Consider the following 12,535-nt stretch of genomic DNA (forward strand, 5'->3'; position numbering starts at 1 on the left):
GTGCCTCATGCTCTCCGTGAAAGTGCCAGTGGCGCAATCCTAGAGCTGAGGCGTTGTCAGCAGGTCGTGAATGCCGGAAATCCGCCAGAGGTCCTGGTGGCCCTTCATGTACTCGATGACGGCCTCCCCTTCGGCAGGCATGCGGCCCGGCCCGGCCAGGCAGTCCAGGGCGACCTGGCTCAGTGCCACGTGCGGAATGCCCTCCACGGTCTCGGTGCGTTCGAAGACGGACCGGTCGCGTGCCTGAAGCAGCAGGACGTCCGCGTTCTCGTCGACCGGGAGGAGGCCGAGTTCGTCGCCGAGGTCGTCTTCGTCCAGGAGGGGGGAGACGTACACCATGAGCTGCCCGCCCGCGGAGAGCGGGGCCACGGTGTGAGCGGCATGGGTGCCGGTGACCGCGATCTTGTCGAGCCCCGAAGGCGGGAGGCGCCGGATGCGTTCGACCACGGAGGGGATGCCGTTCGGCGCCAGCAGGCCGACGTACGAGCCCTTACGGAGAAGCGTCTCTCGCTCGGCGCGGCTCCGCAGCAGGTTCGGCCAGTCGACGAACGTGATGACTCGCCCGTCCCGGCGGATGAGGAGCTGATCCTCCAGCGCGTCCAGGAGCCGCGAGACGTAGCCGAGACTCAGCCCCGAGGCTTGGGCGAGCTCGCCCGCGCGGTACGGGGGGTACACGTCCGTGAGGAGTCGTACCAGCCTGCCCGCTTTCGGTCCGGCCAGTGTGGTCCTGCCCGGCTCCTTGGCCAGCGCCTGTGGGGCCCGGGTGGCCCCTTCGGTGTAGATGACGACGGCAGGCCGGGGGATGCGTAGGGACACGTTGCCCATCAGGTCCAGGTAGCTGATGTCGTGTCTGCGCAGAAGCTTCTGGGTCTGGCGCGAGAGCCAGGGAGCCATGACCAGCAAGGTCGTGTAGTGGTTGAGCTGTTGCAGCAGATCCAGCTTGGTCAGGAGGACCTCTTCCACCATGCGAGGTGACACGCCGGTGAGCTTCACATCGACCAGAAGCTGCCCGTAGGAACTCTCGCCCTCACCTTGCACGGTCATGATGATGTCGCTGCCACTGCGGTGCGTCTCTTTGCCGTCCGGGCGGCGGTCGATCCGCCATGAGGGGCCGAGAAGCTCGGCCAGCCGGGCCACACCCTGTTCAAAGAGGGCATCTTGGGTCAGCTCGTCGACCGTCATGCACTTATAGTCGCATGGCCGCATGTGCTGCCCCAGGAAAACTTGCCTTGATGGCTAAGTTTTCTGTTCGAGGAAAGTTAGTCATCAAGGCAAGTTTTCTCGCACTCCCGGCTTCTGTGCCTCAGGAAAGTGGGGTGTACGGGCAACTGATCCCTCTCGATCCCGGCTCGTGGGCGTGCATGCGGGTTCCGTGACGCCGATCACTCTCGAATCTTCGTGGGCGGTGTCGACCGGATGACCTGCGACGGGCGTATACCCGGTGAAGCGAAAGACCCGGGAGCGACATTTGACCGTCGAGGAGTTCGAAGAGTTCTACGCCCAGGCGGTCGCGCGTCTCACGGGCCAGCTGTACGTGATGACCGGCGACCTCCAGGAGGCGCAGGACGTCGTGCAGGAAGCGTTCGTCAAGGCGTGGGTCCGGCGCGGGCGGCTGGAGCGTGACGGGCAGCCCGAGGCGTGGATCCGTACGGTCGCGTGGCGTCTGGCGGTGAGCCGTTGGCGTTTCCGGCGGCGGTCGGCGGACGCCTGGGGCCGGGGGAGCGGTGTGCCGGAGCACGTGGCGCCGCCGGACCCGGAGCATGTGGTGCTGGTCGACGCCCTCCGTGAGCTGCCCGCGCAGCAGCGGCGCACGCTGACCCTGCACTACCTGTGCGACCTCACGGTCGAGCAGATCGCCAGGGAGACCGGGCTTTCCGGCAGCACGATCAAGACGCATCTGGTTCGCGGACGGGCGGCGCTCGCCGTCCGTTTGCAGGACCCCCGCCTGGAGGAGGCTCCTGATGTCTGAACCACGGGACCCCGTGGGGGCCGAGGGGTCCGAAGACCCGTTGCGATCGCTGTTCCGGCAGGCGGGGGACTTCGGGCGGGCTCGCTCCGACGCGGCCCCGGCGTCCGGTATCACCGAGCGCGGCATGCGGGCGCAGCGACGCCGGATGGCCGCGCTGGCGGTCGGGGTGTGCCTGGTCGTCGGCGGGGGCGGCGCGGCCGCCGCGGGCCTGCTGCCGACGCGGCCCGCCCCGGTCGCCCCCGCCACGAGCCCGTCGCCCAGCTACCCGTCACCCGTACCGTCCGACCGTCAACCGACCGAGCCGCCACCACCGGTGCCCAGCAATACGGTGCCGGGGGCGACGACGGGTTCGGAGGGTGGGCCCGCGACGCAGGGGGGCGTGCCGACGACGCGGCCACCTGCGTCGGCTTCGTCGACGTCCACGCCGACGTCGACGGGGGAGGCGGCGACGGGGGAGGCAGCGACGCTTCCTCCGTGACCCCTGTGACCTTCGGGGCCCCGGCGCCCCGTGACCTCTTCCCGTAAGCGCTGACCTTCTTCCTTCCTGTGCCCCGGCGGACTCACCGGGCGATCCTGCACGCCGAGGTGCGTCCGAAAGGTGCTCGATGTCCATCCTCTCGCCGGGCCTGCGACCTTCCCCTTCCCCTCCCTCTTCCCCTCGCCCTCCCCGTGCGTCCGTTGTGCCGAGCCGACCCCCCTGGACCGACCGATTCCGCAGGCTGTCCGCCCGCCTGAGCCCGTCCGACCGCAGGGTGCTGTGGTTCTACCTCCTGACCCGAATATCCCTGGGGATCACGGCCCACTTCGCCCGCTGGCTGTTCCCCGCCCGCCCGGGCGACCGGGAGGCGGCCCCGGTCCTCGCCCCCTTCCAGCAGTGGGACGCGAACCACTACCTCCACATAGCGCGCGACGGCTACTTCCCCTCCGGCGCGGGCCCCTGGGTGAGCGGCTGGGACAACCGGGAGGCGTTCTTCCCCGGGTACCCGCTGCTCCTGCGTGCCGTGCACACCGTGGTCCCCGACTGGACGGCGGCCGGGCTGCTGATCTCGTTCGTCGCGGGGGCGGTGGCCGTGCTGGCCCTGGCCCGTATCGCGCGGGCGTACCTGCCGGAGGGCGGGGCCGACCACCGTACGGTCGTCCTCTTCCTGCTCTCTCCCTGCGCGGTGTTCCTGGCCGCCGGGTACACGGAGGCGCTGTTCCTCGCCTTCGCCCTGCCCGCCTGGCTCGCCGCGCTGCGGCACCGGTGGGCTCTCGCGGCCGTTCTGGTGGCGCTGGCGACGACCGTGCGCGTCAGCGGCCTGTTCCTCGCCGCCGCCGTCGCCTTGCTCTTCGTGCTGTCCGCCCGGACTCGCCGGGACTGGCGGGCGGCGGGCTGGACGCTGCTTCCGGCGCTGCCCCCGGCCGCGTACAGCTGGTACCTGTACGCGCACACGGGCGACTGGATGGCGTGGAAACACGCCCAGGAACGCGGCTGGTACCGGACCTTCCACGCCCCTTGGGAGGCGTGGGCGAACACGTGGCACGCGGCGTTCGACGGCGTACACACGACCGGCTACGCGGCGATGTTCCAGGCGGAGTTGGCGGCGATGCTGGTGGGTCTGGCCCTGGTCGCGTTGCTCGTACGGTATCGCCGCTGGCCGGAGGCGGTGTACGTCGCGCTGAGCCTGTGGGCGCTGGGAACGTCGTACTGGTACACGTCCATCCCCCGCGCGACCCTGCTGTGGTGGCCGTTGTGGATCGGCCTGGCGTCCCTGAGCCTGCGCCGCCCCTGGTTCAGGACGGCGTACCTGTGCGTGGCCGCCCCGCTGACCACACTGGTCGCGCTGACGTTCCTCACGGGGCGGTGGGCGGGGTGAGCCACCGGGTGTTCGTTTCGAGCCCTCATCGCGCAGCGGACCGCATCGTGCAGCGGACCGCATCGTGTAGCGGCCCGCTGAACGCGGACCGTCGGCGCCTATGCCCGGGCCCGGCCCGGCCAGGCGCACGCGGTCGCCGCGCGACCGACTGACCGTCGACGGCAGGCGCGCCTTGTAGCGGTCCTGTGCGACTCCGCGTGGTCCTGCGCGGCCCTACGGTGCCCGGTCCATCGGGTCGTCGGCCGCCTCGCCATCGCGCAACGCCTTGTCGGCTGCCCGCCATCCCGCGCGTACATGGGCCCAGGGCAGGGAGTCGACTTCGTGCAGTCGCGAGTGCCGAAGAACCGCGCGGAGGGCGATCAGCCCGGGGCCGGCATCGGCGCGGACGGGAACTCCGGCGTTGAGCTCCTCCGTAGAAGGGAGGGGCGGTCGGTCGAAGACGACTTCGTTCCGGGCCGCTCCGATCAGCCACAGAAGAATCCCGTCGCTCACCGCCTGCGCGCACTCCGCGTCGATGTCCTCGGGCCCGAGCGGATTGACGAACGCGAATCCGAGGCGCCCGTCCGGCAGGGGCTCGAAGTCGACGGTGAACCAGGCGAACCCGCCCATGCAGCTCGGCCGGGTGTAGCGGACATGGACGTCGCGGCGGGCTTCGGCGGGGAATCTCATGCCACTCAGCCTTCCACCAGCCCCCGCCCGGCAGTTACCCCCGTTCCAGCCCGCCCCGCGCGATCACCTCCGCGTACCATCGCGCGCTGTCCTTCGCCGTGCGGCGCTGGGAGGCGAAGTCGACGTGGACGATGCCGAAGCGCTTGCTGTAGCCATACGCCCACTCGAAGTTGTCCAGCAGCGACCAGAGGAAGTACCCGCGTACGTCCACCCCGTCCGCGATCGCCCGGTGCACCGCCGTCAGATGCGCCTCCAGATACGCCACCCGCTCCGGGTCGTGGACCCGGCCTTCCGGGTCGGCGTAGTCGTCGTACGCGGCGCCGTTCTCCGTCACCAGGAGCGGCAGGTCCGGGAGTTCGTCGCGGAGGCGGGTCAGGAGCTCGTGCAGGCCGTTCGCGTCCACCGGCCAGTCCATCGCGGTGCGGGGGCCGGGGGCCGGGGTGAACGCCACATGTTCCTCCGCGCCCGCCCAGGGAGAGGGAGACTCCGACCGCCCCGCCGAAACCACGCTCGGGGAGTAGTAGTTGATGCCCAGCGAGTCGACCGGGGTCGACGTGACCTCCAGGTCCCCGTCCCGTACGAACGACCAGTCCGTCACCGCCGCCGTGTCCTCCACCAGGTCCTGCGGCAGCCGCCCGTGGAACACCGGCTCCAGGAAGATCCGGTTCGCCACCGCGTCGATCCGGCGCACCGCGTCCCGGTCCGCCTCCGTGTCCGTCAGCGGACGCAGGGCGTGGAGGTTCAGGGTCAACGAGATCTCGGCCGTCGCCGGGAGGCGGTCGCGCAGGACCCTCGCGCCCGCGCCGTGCGCCAGGTTCAGGTGATGGGCGGCGCGCAGGGCCGCGAGGTCGCTGGTCCGGCCGGGGGCGTGGACCCCGTTCCCGTACCCGAGAAACGCCGCGCACCAGGGCTCGTTGAGCGTCGTCCAGGTCGTCACCCGGTCGCCCAGCGCCCCCGCCACCAGACCCGCGTACTCCGCGAACCGGTGCGCCGTGTCCCGCTCCGGCCAGCCGCCCGCGTCCTCCAGCTCCTGCGGCAGGTCCCAGTGGTAGAGCGTGGCCACCGGTCTGATCCCGGCCGCCAGCAGCTCGTCCACCAGGCGGCGGTAGAAGTCCAGGCCGCGTTCCACCGCCGGGCCCCGGCCGGTCGGCTGGACGCGGGGCCAGGAGACGGAGAACCGGTAGTCCGTGACGCCGAGTTCCTTCATCAGCCGTACGTCGTCCGGCATCCGGTGCAGATGGTCGGCGGCCGTGTCGCCGGTGTCGCCGTTGCGCACCTTGCCGGGCGTCCGGCTGAACGTGTCCCAGATGGACGGCGTACGGCCGCCCTCCGTGGCACCGCCCTCGATCTGGTAGGCGGCGGTGGCCGTCCCCCAGCGGAATGCGGTGGGGAAGCGGAGTCCCGCGGCGTCATGCGTGGCGGTCGCCGGGCGGGCATCGACAGCGGTCATGAGACTGACACTCCAGAGGTGAGGGGGGAGGGAGGTGAGGAAGTGGAGATGGGGACAGAGGGGAGGGAGGGGAAGGGGAGGTGGGGGCGGGGACGGGGCGGCGCGTCCTGCCTGCGGACTTGGGCGGGCGCCGCCCCCGTCAGCCCTTCACCGCGCCCTGCATGATCCCGCCCACGATCTGTCGGCCCAGCAGGCCGAACACCAGCAGCACCGGCAGCGTGCCCAGCAGCGTGCCTGCCATGATCACCGACTGGTCGTTGACGTAACCGCCGCCGAGCTGCCGCAGCGCGACCTGCACCGTCGGCTCCTGTGAGGACAGCGCGATGATCGGCCAGAAGAAGTCGTTCCACGCCGTCATGAACGTGAGCATCCCGAGCACCGCCATCCCCGGCCGCGCGATCGGGATCACGATCGACCAGAAGATCCGGGCCGTCGAGGCTCCGTCCACCCGCGCTGCCTCGATCAGCTCGTCCGGCAGCGACTGCACCAGGTACTGGCGCATGAAGAAGACCCCGAACGCCGAGACCAGGCCCGGCAGGATCACCGCCTGGAGCTGGTTCACCCACTCCAGCTTCGCGATCAGCATGAAGAGGGGGATCACGCCCAGCTGCGGCGGGATCATCATCGTCCCGATCGTCAGCGTCAGCAGCGCGCCCCGGCCCTTGAACTTCAGCTTGGCGAAGGCGAATCCGGCCAGTGTGCAGCACAGCACCGTGCCGATGGTGATCGAACTCGACACGATCAGCGAGTTCAGCAGCGCCTTGCCGATGTCCGCCTCTTCGAGGACCTGCTCGAAGTTCCTGATCAGGTTCGGGCCGGGCAGCAGGCTCGGCGGCACCTTCGCCATGTCGGCGTTGGAGCGGCTGGCCGTGACGATCGTCCAGTAGAAGGGGAACGCCGAGATCAGGAGGGCGAAGCCGAGGATGAGGTAGGAGAGCCAGCCGCCCTTCATCGTGCGGCCCGCGCCTCCCTTACGTCCCCGCCTGCGTCCCCGCCCACCGGGCGGCGGGTCCTGCGGCGGGCGGCCCGCTTCCGGGGCGGTCGGCGGTGCGGCGAGCGCGGTCATCGGCCGGCCTCCTTGCGTGCGCGGCGGCGCGCGATCAGGGCGTTGGCCCCGACGAGCACCACGATCAGGACGAACATCACCCAGGCGATGGCCGCGGCCCGGCCCAGGTGGAAGAAGCCCCAGCCCTGTTCGTACATGTACAGGCCGAGCGTCTGGTACTGGTGGGAGATCCCGCCCGAGATCGACCCCTCGAACAGCAGCGGCTCACCGAAGAGCTGAGTGGCCCCGATCGTGGAGATGATCACGGTGAAGATGATCGTGGGGCGGAGGCCGGGAAGCGTTACGTGGATGAACTGGCGCCAGCGCGAGGCCCCGTCCATCTCCGCCGCCTCGTACAGCTCGTGCGGGATCGACTGCATGCCCGCCAGGTAGATCAGCGCGTTGTACCCCGTCCACCGCCAGACCACGATGCTGGACACCGCGATCTGCGAGGCGACCGTGCCCGTCTGCCAGTCCACCGGGTCGAGGCCGACCAGCCCGATCGCGTAGTTGATCAGCCCGAAGTCCCTGCCGAAGAGCTGCGCGAAGACGAGTGTGGCGGCGGCGACGGACGTCGCGTACGGGAGCAGGATCGCGGTCCTGATGAACGTCCGGCCGCGGAGTTTGTAGTTGAGCAGGTGGGCCAGACCCAGCGCCATCGCCAGCTGCGGGACCGTCGACAGCACGCCGATGGTGAATGTGTTGCGCAGCGAGATCCAGAAGTACTCGTCGGTGAACAGCGCCGTGTAGTTGGCGATCCCCCGCCACTCCATCTCGCCGCTCGTCTGGAGCTCGACCCGGTAGAGGGAGACGAACGCGGTGTAGAGGAGGGGGAAGAGCCCGAAAGCGAGGAACAGGGTGAAGAAGGGGGCGATGTAGGCGTACGGGGATGCCTTGCGCCAGGTACGCCGGAGCGTGGCGGCCCGTCCGTCGTCGGGACCGGGCCCGGTTCCGGCGGGGCTGGGGGGCCCGGCCTTCGCGGTGGCGGTGAGGGACACGGTGCGGCCCTTCGGGGTCGGGAGGGGAGGAAGAGGAAGGGTGAGGGGGAGGGGGAGGGGCGACGAGTTACGGGGGTGGGGCCGGGCCACCGTGGTGCGCACCGGGTGGACCGGCCCCAGGGAGGAGGGAAGAGGAGGGGCAGCGCGTCTCGGCGTCAGCCGATCACGTTGTCCACACCCTTCCTCGCCGTCTGCCACGCCTTGTCCGACGAGACTCCCTTGCGCTCGACCTCGCTCAGCGCGTTCGTGATCTGCTGCATCACGTTCTGGTCGTGCACACCCAGCACCTGTACCGGGGACTCCTTCGCCGCGTCACCGAAGATCCGGCCGATCGGAGCGCCCGAGAAGTACTCGTCCTTCGCGTCCGCGATCGTCTCGATGGCGCCCGTCGAGGACGGGAAGTTGCCCTGCTTCTGGAAGACCTTCGCCTGCTGCTCGGGGGCGGTCAGCCACTTGATGAGCGCGTACGCCTCCTTCTTGTGCTTGGCCGCACGCGGGATCGACAGGTACGAGCCGCCCCAGTTGCCCGCGCCGCCGGGCAGCTTGGCGATGTCCCACTTGCCCTTGCCGCCGTCACCGGCCTGGCCCTTGACGTAGCCGAGCATCCAGGCAGGGCAGGGGATCGTGGCGAACGAACCGGCCGAGAACGCCTGGTTCCACTGCGGGGACCACTGGTCGAGCTTGGCGCTCAGGCCCGCCTCGGCCGCCTCCACCGAGGTGTCCCAGGCCTCCTTGACCGCCGGGTTCCTGTCGTAGATCAGCTCGCCGGAAGCGTCGTAGTACCGCTCCTCCTCCTGGCCGATCATGATTCCGTAGAGCGAGCCGACACTGTCCAGCCAGGCGCTCTTGGCGGGGGCCTTCTTCTTGTACTCCTTGCCCAGCTCCAGGTAGCCGTCCCAGGTGGCCCACCTCTTCGCGAGCTCCTCGCGGTCCGTGGGCAGCCCGGCCTGCTCGAAGAGGTCGGTGCGGTAGCACATCGCCTCGGGGCCGACGTCCGTGCCGAGGCCGAGGATCTTGCCGTCCTTCGTGGTCGCCGCCGACCACTTGGCCTCGGCGAACTCGCCCTTGAGCCGGTCGGCCCCGAACTCCTTCAGGTCCTGGAACTTGTCGGACTGCTGCTGGGTGACGGAGGCGATCCGGCCCACCTCGACGCCCTGCACGTCCGCGAGACCGCCGCCGCCCGCGAGGCGGGTCTGGAGCGACTTCCAGTAGTCCGCCTCGTCCTGGGTGTCGCTCTGCTTGATCTTCACGCCCGGGTTGAGCTTCTCGTACTCCTCGTACAGCCCGGCCTCCTTGAAGCCGAACGATCCGAAGAGGTCGACGGTGAGCGTGACCTTTCCGCCCGCGCCGTCGGCGGAGTCCGGCGAGTCGCTGGACCCGCAGGCGGCGAGGAGCGCCCCGGCGAGGACGACCGCGCCGAGGCGGGCAGTGGCTCTCTTGGCGGCTCGGGCGATGGGCATGGGAAGCCTCCCTTGGCTTCGGGATGAACCGAGCGCCTTGAGAGCGCTCTCAAAACCTGATCTGGAGCGTCCCCCACCGCCCTCGCTCCGTCAAGACTCGAACACATAACGGCTTGGCGTCCCGCCCAATCGACGCCCAACTGCCAAGCGTGTGCGTTCTCTTGACACTCACGTTTCAGGAGTTTTACGTTCCTTGGCACTTGAGAGCGCTCTCGAAGGCGCTCTTCGCCCCCCCATGATCGAGGTGCTGCTCGTGCGAACCTCCCTCTCCGGACTCGCCTCCAGAGGCGCTCCCAGAATCACCACCAGACCCGCTGCGGCGGCACTCCTCGCCGTCGCCGTGGCCGCCGTGGGCCTGGGCCCCGCCGCCTCCCCCGCGGCGGCCGCCACCATCCCCGCCGGTTCCGGCAGCTACACCGACTCCCGCCCCGCCGGCACCTCGGGCCCGACGACCAACACCGGGGCGCCCGTCACCCCCAAGGTCACCGCGGCCGCGAAGGACAAGCCGGTCCCGACCAACGACTGGTGGTCCTCGCTCGCCTTCCAGCGCTACGGCGACAACCCGTACTCCACCCCCATGTACGGCCACCCGCTCACCTACCAGGCGACCTCCGGCGGACTGGAGGTCGGCTACCCGACCACCCCCGCGATCGTCGGCGACGGCAGGCAGTACGAGTACGCCCACAAAGCCGACCTCACCGTCGGCCTGAGCGGCCTGAACTCGCCCGACACCAAGGCCGACGACTGGTCCGACTGGACGGTGACGCCCTACTGGGCGGACGGCTCCCGCACCTTCCGGGCCACCATCGGGCACGGCATGCCCTTCGTATACGCCAAGGGCTCCGGCGGCGACGCCCGCGTCACGACCGCCTCCGCGCCCACGGTCTTCTCCGACCAGGGCAACGTCCTCGGCATCACGGTCGCCGGTCACCACTACGCCCTCTTCGCCCCGACCGGCAGCGACTGGAACATCTCCGGCTCCACGATCACCGCGGGTCTCGGCGGGAAGGACTACTTCTCGCTCGCGGTCCTGCCCTCCACCGACGCGCTCGCCACCTACCGGAAGTACGCGTTCAGTTTCGTCACCGGCTCCCGGGTGGCGTGGCAGTCCACCGGCGGCGACGTGCGGGCGACCTACACGCTCACCACCGAGGCCGAGGAGGGCACCGAGCGCGGCACGCTCCAGGCCCTCTACCGCCACCAGTGGCTGCACACCACCGACGCGCTGACCCCGTACACGTACGTGTCGCCGCGCGGCACGATGAAGGTGCGCGAGTCCGCCTCCTTCACCACCAGCCAGCGCAGCAGCGGCGTGGTGCCCGCGCTGCCCGCGACCAGCGGTGTCGACACGGCGCGGCTGACCGGGTACCTCAACGAGGTCGCGAACGCGTCCGACCCGTTCTCGGGGGCCACGGACACCTACTGGACCGGCAAGGCGCTCGGCCGTCTCGCCCAGCTGGTGCCCGTCGCCGACCAGATCGGCGAGACCGCCACCCGCGACAAGCTCCTCGGCCTGATGAAGGGCCGACTCCAGGAGTGGTTCACGGCGGGCGGGGCCAGCGAGTTCAGCTACGACAAGGACTGGAAGACCCTCACCGGCTACCCGGCCTCGTACGGCAGCGACACCGAGCTCAACGACCACCACTTCCACTACAGCTACTACGTCTACGCGGCGGCGATCATCGCCCAGTACGACCAGGCCTGGGTCGCCGACTCGGCCTGGGGCACGATGATCAAGCACCTGATCCGCGACACCGCCAACCCCAGCCGCACCGACGCCGCCTACCCCTTCCTGCGCGGCTTCGACGTGTACGCGGGCCACAGCTGGGCCTCCGGCCACCAGGGCTTCGCGGCGGGCAACAACCAGGAGTCCTCGTCGGAGTCCATCAACCTCAGCGCGGGACTCGTCCTCTGGGGCGCGGCGACCGGCGACACCGCCCTGCGCGACCTCGGCAGCTACCTGCTGACGACGGAGTCGGAGGCGATCACCCAGTACTGGTTCGACGCCTCGCAGGAGGTCTTCCCCGCCTCCTTCGGCCACGACACCGTCGGCATGGTCTGGGGCAGCGGCGGCGCTTACGCCACCTGGTGGACCGCGAACCCGGAGGAGATCCACGGCATCAACGTCCTTCCGGTCACCGGTGGTTCACTGCACCTGGCCCGCGAGAAGGCGGCGATCAAGCGGAACATCGCCGAGATGGAACGGAACAACGGCGGCCCGGCCCAGGAGTGGCGTGACCTGCTCTGGGAGTTCGAGGCACTGTCCGACCCGGCCGCGGCGAAGGCCAAGTGGGACGCCGCGAACGGGAACTACGCACCGGAGGCGGGTGAGTCCAAGGCGCACACCTACCACTGGATCAACACCCTGAACACGGTCGGCGCCCCGGACATGACCGTCAGCGGCGACCTGCCCACCTCCGCCGTCTTCTCGAAGGACGGCACCCGCACCTACACCGCGCACAACCACAGCTCCTCCGCACGTACGGTGACCTTCTCCGACGGCAAGACCCTGTCCGTACCGGCCCGCTCCACGGCCACGAGCACGGGCCCCGGCGGCGGAGACCCGGACCCGGGGGAGCCCGGCCCGTCCACCGGCAACACCTTCCGGCTCAAGACCGGCGGCATCCTCACCACCGCCACCACCGACCCGGCGGGCGCGGACACCCTGGCCTCGGCCGGCGGCGTCAACCGGGACGGCACGCCGTACCGCCCCACGGCCTACGAGATCAAGAACGTCGACGGCGAACTCGCCGGCGGGGCCGCCACGTCCTTCCGCCTCCGGGTCGACGCGGGCACGACGGTCGGGCTCGCCCCGCAGGTCCGGGTCAGCTACGACCTGACCGGCGACGGCACGTTCGACCGGGTGGAGACCTTCCGCTACTTCGCGACCGACCCGGTCGCGGGCTGGGAGGAGTACACCCAGGCGGTCGGCACCCAGGCCGTCACGGGCAGCCTGGGCGACCTCAGGGGCGGCACGGTCCGCCTGGAGATCTGGAACGCGCTCGGCAACGACACGTCGCAGGTTCAGACGGGGACGGAAGCGGCGGTGCTGAGGATTCCGTACGAGTAAGCGGTACGGGCAACCCGT

General features: G+C 70.2%; 10 protein-coding genes. 4 read left to right on the plus strand and 6 right to left on the minus strand.

Annotated elements, in window-relative coordinates; genetic code table 11:
* Positions 1–39: 39 nt before the first annotated feature.
* Positions 40–1,182, minus strand: coding sequence for a hypothetical protein (locus tag RI138_RS18310; protein ID WP_311120798.1), 1,143 nt, complete (start codon positions 1,180–1,182; stop codon positions 40–42).
* Between the two features lie 286 nt (positions 1,183–1,468).
* Here RI138_RS18310 and RI138_RS18315 point away from each other — a divergent pair, with 286 nt between their 5' ends.
* The 3 genes from RI138_RS18315 to RI138_RS18325 all read left to right on the plus strand — a co-directional run bounded on the left by RI138_RS18315 (position 1,469) and on the right by RI138_RS18325 (position 3,825).
* A complete protein-coding gene (locus RI138_RS18315; protein ID WP_311120799.1) occupies positions 1,469–1,969 on the plus strand; it encodes a SigE family RNA polymerase sigma factor in 501 nt (166 codons plus the stop codon).
* Positions 1,962–2,447, plus strand: coding sequence for a hypothetical protein (locus tag RI138_RS18320; protein ID WP_311120800.1), 486 nt, complete (start codon positions 1,962–1,964; stop codon positions 2,445–2,447). Before RI138_RS18315 ends, RI138_RS18320 begins: the two co-directional genes overlap by 8 nt.
* Before the next feature lie 127 nt (positions 2,448–2,574).
* The gene (locus RI138_RS18325; RefSeq protein WP_311120801.1) at positions 2,575–3,825 is read left to right on the plus strand and encodes a mannosyltransferase family protein; all 1,251 of its coding nucleotides are present in this window, start codon (positions 2,575–2,577) and stop codon (positions 3,823–3,825) included.
* A gap of 213 nt (positions 3,826–4,038) precedes the next feature.
* Here RI138_RS18325 and RI138_RS18330 read toward each other — a convergent pair whose 3' ends face one another.
* From RI138_RS18330 to RI138_RS18350, 5 genes are all read right to left on the minus strand, one after another.
* Positions 4,039–4,494: a hypothetical protein gene (locus RI138_RS18330; protein ID WP_311120802.1), complete on the minus strand. Its 456-nt coding sequence runs from the start codon at positions 4,492–4,494 to the stop codon at positions 4,039–4,041.
* Between the two features lie 34 nt (positions 4,495–4,528).
* A complete protein-coding gene (locus tag RI138_RS18335; RefSeq protein ID WP_311120803.1) occupies positions 4,529–5,944 on the minus strand; it encodes a GH1 family beta-glucosidase in 1,416 nt (471 codons plus the stop codon).
* A gap of 139 nt (positions 5,945–6,083) precedes the next feature.
* Complete coding sequence (locus RI138_RS18340; RefSeq protein ID WP_311120804.1) at positions 6,084–7,010, minus strand: carbohydrate ABC transporter permease; 927 nt, start codon at positions 7,008–7,010, stop codon at positions 6,084–6,086.
* Complete coding sequence (locus RI138_RS18345; RefSeq protein WP_311120805.1) at positions 7,007–7,987, minus strand: carbohydrate ABC transporter permease; 981 nt, start codon at positions 7,985–7,987, stop codon at positions 7,007–7,009. Before RI138_RS18345 ends, RI138_RS18340 begins: the two co-directional genes overlap by 4 nt.
* A 155-nt stretch (positions 7,988–8,142) precedes the next feature.
* Positions 8,143–9,447: an ABC transporter substrate-binding protein gene (locus RI138_RS18350; RefSeq protein WP_311120806.1), complete on the minus strand. Its 1,305-nt coding sequence runs from the start codon at positions 9,445–9,447 to the stop codon at positions 8,143–8,145.
* A 235-nt stretch (positions 9,448–9,682) separates the two neighbouring features.
* Between RI138_RS18350 and RI138_RS18355 the strand changes: the two genes are divergently transcribed.
* Positions 9,683–12,517, plus strand: coding sequence for a glycosyl hydrolase (locus RI138_RS18355; protein WP_311122928.1), 2,835 nt, complete (start codon positions 9,683–9,685; stop codon positions 12,515–12,517).
* Positions 12,518–12,535 lie beyond the last annotated feature (18 nt).

Origin of the sequence: Streptomyces durocortorensis (assembly GCF_031760065.1) — a bacterium.
Classification (GTDB): domain Bacteria; phylum Actinomycetota; class Actinomycetes; order Streptomycetales; family Streptomycetaceae; genus Streptomyces.

Excerpts from the sequence above, each read along its gene's own strand:
- RI138_RS18310 (WP_311120798.1), bottom strand. The coding sequence starts at position 1,182 with ATGACGGTCGACGAGCTGACCCAAGATGCCCTCTTTGAACAGGGTGTG.
- RI138_RS18320 (WP_311120800.1), top strand. The coding sequence starts at position 1,962 with ATGTCTGAACCACGGGACCCCGTGGGGGCCGAGGGGTCCGAAGACCCG.
- RI138_RS18325 (WP_311120801.1), top strand. The coding sequence starts at position 2,575 with ATGTCCATCCTCTCGCCGGGCCTGCGACCTTCCCCTTCCCCTCCCTCT.
- RI138_RS18330 (WP_311120802.1), bottom strand. The coding sequence starts at position 4,494 with ATGAGATTCCCCGCCGAAGCCCGCCGCGACGTCCATGTCCGCTACACC.
- RI138_RS18335 (WP_311120803.1), bottom strand. The coding sequence starts at position 5,944 with ATGACCGCTGTCGATGCCCGCCCGGCGACCGCCACGCATGACGCCGCG.
- RI138_RS18340 (WP_311120804.1), bottom strand. The coding sequence starts at position 7,010 with ATGACCGCGCTCGCCGCACCGCCGACCGCCCCGGAAGCGGGCCGCCCG.
- RI138_RS18350 (WP_311120806.1), bottom strand. The coding sequence starts at position 9,447 with ATGCCCATCGCCCGAGCCGCCAAGAGAGCCACTGCCCGCCTCGGCGCG.
- RI138_RS18355 (WP_311122928.1), top strand. The coding sequence starts at position 9,683 with ATGATCGAGGTGCTGCTCGTGCGAACCTCCCTCTCCGGACTCGCCTCC.